The organism is Streptomyces inhibens, assembly GCF_003389455.1.
Classification (GTDB): domain Bacteria; phylum Actinomycetota; class Actinomycetes; order Streptomycetales; family Streptomycetaceae; genus Streptomyces; species Streptomyces inhibens.
Window position 1 is genome coordinate 1 of the sequence record NZ_QUAC01000123.1, and the last position, 10,591, is coordinate 10,591.

The 10,591-nt window shown below is 67.9% G+C and carries 9 protein-coding genes and 2 pseudogenes; 7 read left to right on the forward strand and 4 right to left on the reverse strand.

Translation table 11 applies throughout. The features are described 5' to 3' along the window. Positions 1-308: 308 nt before the first annotated feature. Together DY245_RS48265 and DY245_RS15535 are read left to right on the forward strand one after the other, a co-directional pair. Positions 309-485, forward strand: a pseudogene (locus tag DY245_RS48265) (helix-turn-helix domain-containing protein); the annotation flags it as partial. Between the two features lie 16 nt (positions 486-501). Then, the gene (locus DY245_RS15535) at positions 502-1,380 is read left to right on the forward strand and encodes an ImmA/IrrE family metallo-endopeptidase (RefSeq protein ID WP_244943065.1); all 879 of its coding nucleotides are present in this window, start codon (positions 502-504) and stop codon (positions 1,378-1,380) included. Between the two features lie 1,243 nt (positions 1,381-2,623). On the opposite strand, the gene DY245_RS15545 is transcribed toward DY245_RS15535, so the two are convergent. Continuing rightward, positions 2,624-3,244 (reverse strand): hypothetical protein, encoded by a 621-nt coding sequence (locus tag DY245_RS15545; RefSeq protein ID WP_128507728.1) that lies wholly within the window; start codon positions 3,242-3,244, stop codon positions 2,624-2,626. A 177-nt stretch (positions 3,245-3,421) separates the two neighbouring features. Here DY245_RS15545 and DY245_RS15550 point away from each other — a divergent pair, with 177 nt between their 5' ends. Both DY245_RS15550 and DY245_RS15555 read left to right on the forward strand, forming a co-directional pair. Next, positions 3,422-3,736, forward strand: a complete 315-nt coding sequence (locus tag DY245_RS15550; RefSeq protein ID WP_128507730.1) for a hypothetical protein — start codon at positions 3,422-3,424, stop codon at positions 3,734-3,736. Positions 3,737-3,804: 68 nt separating this feature from the next. Continuing rightward, positions 3,805-4,200 carry a hypothetical protein gene (locus DY245_RS15555; protein WP_128507732.1) on the forward strand — a complete coding sequence of 132 codons (396 nt, stop codon included), beginning with the start codon at positions 3,805-3,807 and terminating at the stop codon, positions 4,198-4,200. Positions 4,201-5,573: 1,373 nt separating this feature from the next. On the opposite strand, the gene DY245_RS15560 is transcribed toward DY245_RS15555, so the two are convergent. Further along, a complete protein-coding gene (locus DY245_RS15560; protein WP_181923689.1) occupies positions 5,574-6,110 on the reverse strand; it encodes an SMI1/KNR4 family protein in 537 nt (178 codons plus the stop codon). A 336-nt stretch (positions 6,111-6,446) separates the two neighbouring features. Between DY245_RS15560 and DY245_RS15565 the strand changes: the two genes are divergently transcribed. Next, positions 6,447-6,890 (forward strand): GNAT family N-acetyltransferase, encoded by a 444-nt coding sequence (locus DY245_RS15565; RefSeq protein WP_128507736.1) that lies wholly within the window; start codon positions 6,447-6,449, stop codon positions 6,888-6,890. Between the two features lie 116 nt (positions 6,891-7,006). Here the strand turns inward: DY245_RS15565 and DY245_RS15570 are convergent, their stop codons facing one another. Further along, positions 7,007-8,038 (reverse strand): sulfotransferase family protein, encoded by a 1,032-nt coding sequence (locus DY245_RS15570; RefSeq protein WP_128507738.1) that lies wholly within the window; start codon positions 8,036-8,038, stop codon positions 7,007-7,009. Between the two features lie 97 nt (positions 8,039-8,135). On the opposite strand from DY245_RS15570, the gene DY245_RS47520 reads away from it, so the two are divergent. Continuing rightward, positions 8,136-8,267, forward strand: a complete 132-nt coding sequence (locus DY245_RS47520) for a hypothetical protein (protein ID WP_280524975.1) — start codon at positions 8,136-8,138, stop codon at positions 8,265-8,267. Positions 8,268-8,467: 200 nt separating this feature from the next. After that, positions 8,468-9,222, forward strand: a pseudogene (locus DY245_RS15575) (transposase). 24 nt (positions 9,223-9,246) lie between these two features. Here the strand turns inward: DY245_RS15575 and DY245_RS15580 are convergent. Next, positions 9,247-9,717: a GNAT family N-acetyltransferase gene (locus DY245_RS15580; RefSeq protein WP_128507740.1), complete on the reverse strand. Its 471-nt coding sequence runs from the start codon at positions 9,715-9,717 to the stop codon at positions 9,247-9,249. Positions 9,718-10,591: the final 874 nt, after the last annotated feature.

Below are 10,591 nucleotides of genomic sequence, written 5' to 3' on the forward strand. Positions count from 1 at the left end.
CGGCCGAGCCACCCCACACCCCCGGATCAACGGTCCCGGAGTGATCCAACCACCTCGAAGATCATTTCGTTAGGAGTTCTTAGTGGGGCGGGTGGGCTGGGGTCACGCCTGTGCACGGAAGGTGACGATGCGTTCCGCTTCCTCGGCATGGAAGACGGGCCCGAGGCCCGCTCCATGTTCTCAGGGTCAGCTGTGGGGCGAACTATTTGACGGTGTGCGGAAACTTCCCGCCAGTCAGGAATATTTGGGCCTACTATTTTGAGAGTTGGTTCGAGGATTGGGTGGCGGGGGTAGGCGCGCGGCCGGAGATGCTGGTGCTGGCGCGCGAGTCGAGGGGCTGGACCCAGACGGAGGTCGCAGCCGCGATGGCCAAGGCGTCAGTTGGCGAACCTGTCTCTCAGGGGTACGTCAGCCGCGCGGAGTTGGGCAGGCTGACGGTGAGTGGCAAGCGTCTCACCCTGTACGCCGCGGCGTTGGGCTATCCGCCGGAGCTGCTGCTTGGTGGAGCCGGACGCCCAGGGCGTGGGCGTAGGGCTGGTACATCATCGCAAGAAGGCGGCGCTGACGGCGTCGTCGCTGCGGTGTGTTCACGCGCAGTTGGCGCTGACCCGTCTGCAGGTCAACGGGCTTGCTGCGGCGGCCCGGCACGAGCTGGTTGCCCACTCCCTTGCCCGGGTGGAGCTGGATGCCCTCACTACGGCGAAGGACGCGGCACGGCGCGTACGTCGCGGCTGGGAGATGGCGCCCGGGCCGGTTGATGACGTCATCGCCACTCTGGAGTCAGCTGGGATTCTCATCGTGGTACGGGAGTTGGGGGGTGCTCATCTCGACGCGGTCAGCCAGTTCGACGGTGTTCGGGCTCCTCTGGTGATGCTGAATACGGTGGCGCCGCCGGATCGTTGCCGCTTCAGCCTCGCCCACGAGCTGGGGCATCTGGTGATGCATCACGGTCCTGGCGGCGCCGAGCAGGAGAAGGAGGCGGACGCGTTCGCCGCCGAGTTCCTGATGCCGGCCGCGGACATCCGATCTGCGTTCGCTTCCGGCGTGGATCTGGGGCGTCTGGCCGAGCTGAAACGGCAGTGGGGGGTTTCGATGGCTGTCCTGCTGCGCCGGGCGCAGACGCTCAACACAATCACTGAATGGCAGTACCGCAGTGCCATGGTGGAGATGTCGGCGCTCGGCTACCGCACGGCCGAGCCGGTCGATCTGCCAGCCGAAAGCCCGCAGGCCGTCTTCCGGCTGGCTGACCGTGCCATGGCGCGGCTGGCGGCCTTGAAGGATGCGGCGGCCTGTGCGCTGGTGCTGCCTGAGGACTTCGCAAGGCTCTACGCGCCGGGCCACAGCGCGGCCGTGTCGTCTGTTTCGAAGGCGAGGCCATGACCGATCCCCGTACCCCNCCGTGTCGTCTGTTTCGAAGGCGAGGCCATGACCGATCCCCGTACCCCCACATCCCCGGCTTCCGATCAGTCCGGCGTACCCGCGCAGCCGGTCGGGCCAGCGGTCGTCGGCCTGCAGGGCCGACTGCTGCTGCAGAGCATCCCGCAGCGGGTGGGCTGGATCAGCGAGCAGCTGGATCCCGTCCGCAGCGGCCTCGTCGTCAGCGGCTCCAAGGCTCTGGCCAAGGTCCGCCAGTTACGGGAGACCGGCGCCTTCACCGGCCTGCTGATAGCCGATCCGGCCGTGTATGAGGCGCAGGCGGCCAGTGAGGGCGATCCGTTCCCCACCGAGGGTCAGCTGTCCTTCGGCGATCCGCTCAGCGACGCCGTCGAGGACCAGCTCGCCCACGGGGCAAGCCTGGCTATGTCTCCGACCGGCTACATCCACGCCGAGGACTCCGGCGCGCTCCTGGCCGCCGCACGCCGGATCGCCGATCTCGGTGACCCGCGCGTCGTGTTCGCCGTGCCCGTCGACGTCGGCTGGCTGCGCGACGATGCCGTCAAGCAGCTCATCGCCGTGCTGAAGTTCGTCCCTGGCGCCAAAGCGCTCATGCTGGGCGGGCAAATGGATCCGCTGGGGCACTTCCCGGCGGCGGTGGCCAATCTGGTCCGGGTACTGGGCGAGGTCGCGCACACCGGGCTCCTGCGTGCCGACCTGGCCGCGTTTGGTGCCCTGGTCAACGGCGCGGCCTTTACCGCGTTCGGGGTGACCAGCGGCCTGCGGCACATCGTCCCGCCCCCGCAGCCGGCCAAGACCTCCCACCGTGGCGGACCGGGGTCTGCGCATGTGCTGGTGGAGGGTCTCATGGCGTTCTTCCTCGGCCGGAAGATCGCCGACCGGTTCGGCGCGGTGCAGGCGCCGACGTGCTACTGCGCTGCCTGCGACGGACGGCAGCTGGACACCTTCGCCACCCTGTCGGAGCAGGTTCCCGCCGCGGCCCACAATGCGGCGGTGCTGATGGGCTGGCTACGCAAGATTGACGCGGTGGACGCCTCCCGGCGTGCGAGCTGGTGGCAGCTGCGCTGCCAGCAGGCCGTGGACCGCTACGACGTGGTCAACGCCGCGCTGCGCCAGCCGGATGCCTTCACCGCGCCCCAGCAGCTCAAGCGGTGGGCCGGCCAGCCGGCCTCCACGCTCCAGCCGGCCGACGCTCCCCCGGCGGGGTAGGCCACGCACGCAATCGGCGTCAGGCCAGGCGCTGGTAGAGCTCTTCGGTGAAGCACCAGGCCGCGGCGGTGTGCCGCTGCGGCCGGTAGGGCTGCGGCTGCACTGCCATGCGCAGACCACTGGCGTCCGGCAGCAGGATGCCGATCCCGTAGAACGAGGCCTGCATCATCGTCTCGTCCACCTCCGTCATCGGCCCGTCCAGCAGCAGCGCCCGTGCGCAGAACGGAGCGAACTGACCAGCCTGGGCCAGGCCGTGCCGCCAGGCGGCCGACCGGGCGCGCACCACTGCCAAGTCGACGGTGAGTGGGCGCACCGCCCGCCGAATGACAGACCCCTCACGTGTGTCCACGGCGCCGACGGGGAGCCGGTCCACGGCGGCACGCTGCGCGCGGCCCATCGCATCCAGTTCTACCGGCTCGTTGACCGGCAGCTGCAGCAGTGTCTCCAACGCCCCTATCTGGGCGAGAAAGGCGGCCTGTCCATTGCGGCGCCGGGCGTGCTCCTGCTGGTCGAGGCGGTAGAACAGCAGCGTCTGCACTCCCTTGACGCTCAGCGACACCGAGTGCGCGTCGTGCGGCAGCACCACGGATGCGGCCGAGCGGACTGATGCGTCCGCCGCCCGGCTGGTCAAGGTCACCATGGCCCCTACCCTGCCCCATCCTCTTTCGGCCATCTGCCGCGCCCCTGACTATTCCGCCCCGGCACCTGCCCCAGGACCCACTTGCGGCCGATGTCAGGCGCCTGTCCGGCAGCAACTCGTCGGGCCCTGGCCGCCTTCCCCGAACCGGTTGTCGTACCTGCTGCGTGCGCTGCGCGGATGACGCAACAGTGGGCCTCAGCCCTGAGCTTCTCCTCGTTCGTTCCTCCGCCAGGTGTGCGGGGTGAGGCGGCAGTCGTCGAGCGGCGCAAGGACGTGGAGGTGGTAGCGATGCGCTGGCAGGCTTACAGCGGCCACGGCGCCAAAGCAGGCTGGGATTCCGAGCAGAGCCTGGGGCAGGCCGGTCTCTCGGGCTGTGGGCCGCTGGTCAACCGGGTGGTGGAAATCTACGGACTGATGGGCAGTATTGGAGAGCAACTCGCCCTGGCCCGAGCCGCGGAGCAGGACGCCCAGCGCCACCGGCTGGCCGCGTAGAGCACAATTCGCACGGCGAGGACGTTCTCAAGCACATCCGGCGGATGGCGGTGCGCGCCCTGGGCGAGATGAGTATCCGCTTCGTCCTCGGTGCCGCGCACGGGCCGGCCAACCTCGTGTTGCGGGCCGTCCTGTGCAACTGTGTTGCGGCCGACGAGGTCAATCAGGAGAAGAGGCTGAAGAAGGCACAGGGTTTCCCGCCGGGCGCCGACTTCAGGGACGTCTGGCTGACGTTCTCCCCGGCGGGCGGGGTCTGGTCCACGTTGCTGCCCGCGGCCGCCGAAGCAAGCGGCCTCGCCCTGCTGCAGGGCCTCGTGGTGCGGCTGTGTCTGCTGCAAGACGATCCGGGATTTGCCGCGTTGGAGCAGCGGCGTGGCGTGGACTACCGGCGTGGACTACCACCGCCACGGCCCGCAATCCCTGGATCGCAGCACCTCACCGCGCGTAGGCCTGTGGTCCTATGATCCCGTTCACGAGGTGTCCACGAGTCGCATGCCCGGTGCCTCGGCAGACGCTGAGCGCGACGAGGAGACGGTCCACCGCATCAGCGCCGACGCGCTGGAGTGTGTCGGCGAGAACTTGCTCATTTCGTCACGAGTTCGGCGATCGCTCAGTACCCTCCGAGTAGCGACAGTGGAGGGTGCATCGATGAACGCTAGTCTCGGCCGCTTGGCCCGCATCACCTCATTCCTGCTGCACGGGCGTCGGCCTCGGTTCGATCACGCCAATTCGCACCGCACCGCCCGAGCCAACCAACTCGCGGGCCTCGCCTACCACTACCGCCCCTCATCCCCCTCGGCAGGCGGATCCGGCAGTTCAAGCGGCCTTTAACCGTCCCTGGCAGTCAACCACCGTTAGGGGCGCGATACGCGCGAGCTGTTCCGCCGTCTCCAGAAGCGGAGGCGGCGGCGCCTTCATGTCCGGTGCTTCACCGAGCCAGCGAACGGTTCATCACCAGGCTTTGCAGGACTCTGGGTACCAGGGGAGGCATACCGGGGCGTCGGCAGCGGCGCAGAGTTTCTCAGCTGGGCCGTGGGGCGGGGTCATAGGGCTTGGATTCCGGTGCGCTGCCTGCGCAGCCAGTGCTGCGGGGCAAGGCAGCGAGGTAGCGCAAGCAGCGGGACGAGGAGCAGGGCGCATGACCGAGCGAATCACCTCCTCGACCCCGATCCACGCAACCCGCGCTCTCGGAAGATCCGCGTCCGGCCCTCTCGCTGGTACGCCACGGTCGAGCTCGACCGGGTCGGGCACGTCGATGCCGCGAGCTCCCTGGGAGACGACTCCGAGCTGCCCGCTGCCTTCATAGATGCGGTCGACGGGGCGCGCGACGCGTCTATCGACCGCATCTGGTATGGCGGCTACTCGGGCTACTTCATGTCGGGTGATGGCCCGAGCTGGGTCACCTTGTGCGTTCGGTTCCCACACGTCGAGGCGACGGTCGAAGCGCTGCGCGTAGCCGAGCTCGACCGCGACTGGAGCAGGCTCCACGCGCTCGCCGACCGACTAGCGTTATCCGGTGATGGCTGGCTTGCTCCCGGCGAGCGGGAGCTGATCCGCGGTGTCGATTTCGACTCGCTGCCCGGCGCGTTCCTGAGGTTCCTGCGCGCCGGGCCACAGCGCGCGGTGTGCGCCTCAACGGTCAGGCGACCGCCGGGAGCGTGTGGGTTCGCCCGATGCTGTCGCTGGTCGAGAAGCAGAGACGGGATGGCTTCGTTGATCTCTAGGAACAGCGTTTGGCGACCGGTTCCGGAGGCAGTTGGTGATCATCTGGCTCACGGGTCTCGATGAGAAACGACGGCACTGTCGTGTCCACGAACGTGGGACGGCCAGCCTCTCGTCAGAGCGGCTGGCCGTCGAAGGGGTCGCCGGAGCCGGGCTTGAACGTCGTGCCGAGGTCGTACTGCGCGATCCCGAAAGGTTGAAAATCGGCATCGGCAAGGACGCGGTAGAGGAACTCAGAGGTGGACATGTCGTACCGGTCCCATGCGCCGCCGTCATCGGACCGCGCAAGGACGGGGTAATCGCCCGGCCGCTCGGCATCGATCAGCCAGAAGTACTCGTCGGCCCATTCGGTGGAGCCCCAGGGGACCAGCCCCTTGCCGCCCGGCGCGTAGATCGCATAGGGCTCGACGGCGGAGACGTCTCCGAGCTTGCTGTCCTGGTCGACCGACAGGGAGACCCGCCACTGTGTCAGGAAGTCGAACGCGAGGCCTTCGTCGCGCCCCAGAAAGTAGACGGAATCACTGAAGACGCCGCCGCCGAACGCCTCGTAGAGCTCCTTGTAGTCCGCCGGCAGCGGAACCCCCAGCTCTCCGTCGATCGCCGCCCAGTCGGCGGAGATCCCGAGTGGCTCCCACCCGGTTAGTTCGATCACTCGCTGAACCCACATACAACAATCTTTTAGCACCGGTTTTCGTTCCGATGTCCCTCACCCCTCGTTGCTCACGTCAAGATCGGCAGCTATCGCACTCAACCCGCCAAGGATGAGGCGCCCATCCGGCCTTGGGTGGGTGGCAGAGAGCAGGACCTCAGTTATGGCGCGACACCCGTCCAGTCCGCGCTGTGACGATGCCGAGCGGCGGCGAGTGCCCCTGCGGCGTGAGCCTGTGAGAGCCTTGGGACGGCGGTAGGGAGCACACTGCCACCATGCGGCGTGGGCGGTCGGCACCTGGGCGCCCATGAACCTGGAGTGGTGGGGCGACTGGCTGTCGTGACGACCCAGTCGCCCATCGCGTGGCGGAAGCTGGTCTATCAGGTGGCGCGGATGCCGCAGAAGGAGAACCACTACGACTTCCGCTCGTGGTTCCACCTTGGTGAGCTTGAGGTGACCGCGGACAACGTGCGGGCGTACCTCTTGAAGGCGAACGGGTGCGTCATCGGCTACCTGGCCGCCCCCGACATCAGCCAGCACCGCCGCTGGGATCTGGTCGACGGGTCATGGTACGGCGACCAGGACGACACTTTGCGCCCGCGCATCATCCTGGTCTGGGTGGCGGATGCCTACCGGCGCCAGGGCGTCGGCTCCACGCTCGTGCAGGCACTCGCTGACGGCTTCGGGTGCCAGGTCGCCGACGTGTCCTGGTCGGCCCCGATCAGTGACGCGGGCCGGCGCCTCGCATGTCGGCTCTCGCCTGAGGGCATCTGGGCCGGCTGACCCGCCAGCAGGCGGCTGTGCCGCCGATCAGCGGGCACCAGCGGTCAGGTACCGAAAGGGAGGCACTGCTGCGGAGGTAGTCCATATGAAGAGGCGACTGACCCGCCGGACACTGCCTAACCCTCGCCGCCCGCCAGGGCGCGTGCGCCGGGAGCGCAACACTCCCGCAGCGCGGCGAGTTCAGCCGTCGGCAGTCGCCGGGAGGTGCCCCGGCGGCTGCCGTCCAGGCGCGCGCTCCCGGCATCGAGCCATTGCGGGAGCGGCTCGACGCCGATGAAGTCTGCCAGTCGCGTCAGCTCTTTGCGGGGCTCGTCGAGCAGGTCCTCGTAGGCGAGCGTGGTTCGCATCGGTGCAGGCACGTCGCTGAGATGGTCCACGCCCCGGGCGACGAGCTCCGACCACAGTGCCCCGAATCGGGTCAGCGGCAGGTCACGGTCCAGCACGAGCGCGGGGTCGAATCGCTCCGCCAGCAGCCACGCCAGCTCGGGCGGCAGGGAACGGATCTGGTCCTGGGTCAGGTCGCCGTGGCGCTCGGCGCCGGTCCGCGCGAGGATTTCCCGCAACAGGAGGATCAGCCGGTAGCCCGTATGCCGGCTCATGGACAGGGCGCAGTCGGGCCCGTCCCTGAAGAGGTGCACGAAGCGCGCCTGCGGGAAGACCCTGCGCAGGAGCGGCACCCGCTCCGTCGAATAGCCGGATCGCTCGACGACCGCTGTCCGCCCGAATCGCACGCACAGCAGGTCGAACAGGGCCTCGTAGTGCTCCGCGGCACTACGGTCCGGCCAGCGGCATACCTGCTTCTTGAGCTCGTCGAACAGTCCGTCCGGATCGTCGGTGAGGTGCGGAAGTACCATCAGGGAGAGGGCGGGGATGCCGGTGGTCTGCGTCGCGAACCGTCCGGGGCGGCGGGTGTAGACGAACTCCGGCATCGGTACCCCGCTGCGGATCATGGACTCGAACAGCGGATTGGGGTCGGCGAGCAGCCGCCAGAACTCTCCACCGCCGAGGAGGCCTTCGGGAAAGCCCCGGCTCTGCACCGACGACAGCAGCTCATTGAGGCTGAGCACGTCCGGATGCGCATTGACGATGCCGGACAGTGCGGTCGACCCGCTGCGGCCTGTACCGACGATGAACGTCAGGGTGCGCATGTAGCCATTCTCCTTCGACGACCGGCCGTATCCATCGCGAACAGGCTTCCCGCGGCCTCGCCGCCCGACTCCTGTGCCGAGGTGAGGGGTGCAAGGGGTGCAGAGGGCACCGCTGGTGACCATGCCGGTCGGCAAGGACGGCCAGTGCCTGCGTTGCGACCTGATCGGCGACCGCGCCGACCCCGGCTACGCCTGCGCCGTCGAAGGCAGCTGGCCTCTCTTCGGCTAACCCCAATACCGCTTACTTACGGCGTGCTCCAAGCCTCTGACCTGCGGTGGTGTCCTCATCGCAGGCTGCCAAAGGCCAGCTACGTAAGTGGTATTGCGGCTAACCCACCTACCCTCCTCCGTTTCTGCCGTCGGAAGCAGTTGGCGGCAGAGACTAAGGGCTGTCCCGTGACTGCTGGTCACAGGTGAGATGATCTTGCCGTGTCTGGTGTGATCACGGTGTCTGAGCCATCGTGGATGGCCCCGTTCACGGGGGCTGAGCCCGCGGCAGTTCAGCAAGCTGATCACCGCGCTGGGGCGTGAAGGCGCGGACCCGGTGCGCAAGGGTCGGCCGTGGAGTCCGCCGCTGGTGAACCGGGTCCTGCTGGTTGCCGCGTATTGGCGCACCAACCTGACCCTGCGGCAGCTCGCCCCGCTGTTCGGGTCTCGTAGTCGGCCGCTGACCGCATCATCGGCCACCTCGGGCCGTCGCTCGCTCTGCAGCCGCGTAAGCGGTTGCGAAGGGACAACGTGCTGTTCGTGGAAGGCACCCGGCCGTGCGATCGCCGAGCAGTCGAAGAACTACTGTTACTCGGCCAACCGTCAGGTAGTCATTGACGTCGACACCCGCCTGGTCGTCGCTGTCGGCCGACCGGTGCCTGGCAACCGCAACGACTGCAGGGCGGGGAACTGTCCGGTGCGAAGGCGGCCGTGGGCCGCACCACGGTGATCGCGGACGGTGGCTACCGGGGCACCGGCCTGGTCATCGCGCACCGCCGCGAACGCGGCCAGACCGAACTGCCGGCCTGGAAAGAGGACACAACGCTGCCCACCGCAAGGCCCGAGCCCGCGTCGAGCACGTCTTCGCCCGGATGAAGGGCTGGAAGATCCTTCGGGATTACCGTCTGAAGGGCGACGGCGTCCACCACGCCATGCGCAGTATCGCCCGTCTACACAACCTCGCGCTGTCTGGGTGAGCTGCCTGCGCGGGCCCGCCGTGCTCAGCTCAACGTCAAGCGCACCAGATCGATCTCCTTGTCACGAGCTCGCGCGAAGCACCGGCTGCGCCCCGCGACGATAAAGCCGCACTTCTCCAGCACGCGAAGGGAGCCGGCATTGTCAGCAGCTGCGTCGGCGTGTAGTGGTCGGGTGCGCTCCAGCTTGATCAGCTCGGTGAGCGCCGCGGTGGCAACGCCTTGGCCCCAGTGAGCGCGCCCGACGGCATACGTGACCTCGCGCTCGGACGGCGGTCCGAATACAGCAGCGTGCCCTGCTACGACACCGTCGGCGAGGACGGTTCGCACAATCACAGCCGGGTCCGAGCGTACCTTTGCCCAGTGCTGGTCAAAGTGGTTTCGGTCGTAGTGGTACTTCCTGGTCACAGCCGCCATCTGCTGCAACTGGGGGTCCGTCAGCTGTTTCCAGAAGACCGGCAGATCGCTGTCTTGAAGTTCGCGCAGGGATATCTCCATAGGCACAGTCTCAGCCTCCGCAAGATCGCTGCCAAGGTGGCTGGCTCAGCCGGGGCCCAGCTCCCAGTTACGGGACAACCTTTAGGAGATCGCCCTGATCGACGAGGAACTGCAGCCCCTGCAGGGCGGGGCCGCCGCGCTGATGTCGGCACGCTCTACCGTCGAGCAGGAACTCAGGCTCCACCGCGGGATCCAGGAACTCAAGGACGTCAGAGCGGATCTGGTCGCCGGTGGTGCACAGTCGGGCGGACGGCCCAGCGGCAGCATCCCTGCCGAGATCGTGGCCAAGTTCGGCCGTGCCGTCGAACGCACGCTGGAGGCCTGGCAGGTCCGTATCCGTGACGTGGCCTACGAGCAGTACAGCGCTGAGTTGTTCGTCGGGAACGCGCCCGCTCCGCGCACGGTAAGGGGATGCGCGCGGTGCTGCACGCCGCCTTCGCCACGTCCCTGGCCGACTACTGCGTCAGGAGGCAATACCTCACCCCGGCTTCGTCGTCCCTGACTCCCCTATGGTCACCTGCCGGCAGCCCGGGGTGCGCCGCACCGACGAGGCCGACCTGCCCGACAGCGTCATCGAGCCGCTCATCCGCCAGCTAAAGCGCACAGTCACACAAGCTGTGACTGAGCGCCTCGTTGGCCCGACCGGCCAAGTAGGTGTTCAGCGGGGGCCGGGGCAGCGGAGCCATCGCGCCCCACCCCGACCCTGCAGGCCTGCGGTTACAGGATCTGAACCGCTCAGACGGGCCAACTAGAACGCTCAGTGCGGCCACATATCCCGGTCACTGGCCCAACTAGATGAATGAGTCCGATGTTCTCAGTGGTCGTAGGCGATCAGGGATCGTTTGGTCTTGGCGCCGGTGGTCCAGTTGTGCCA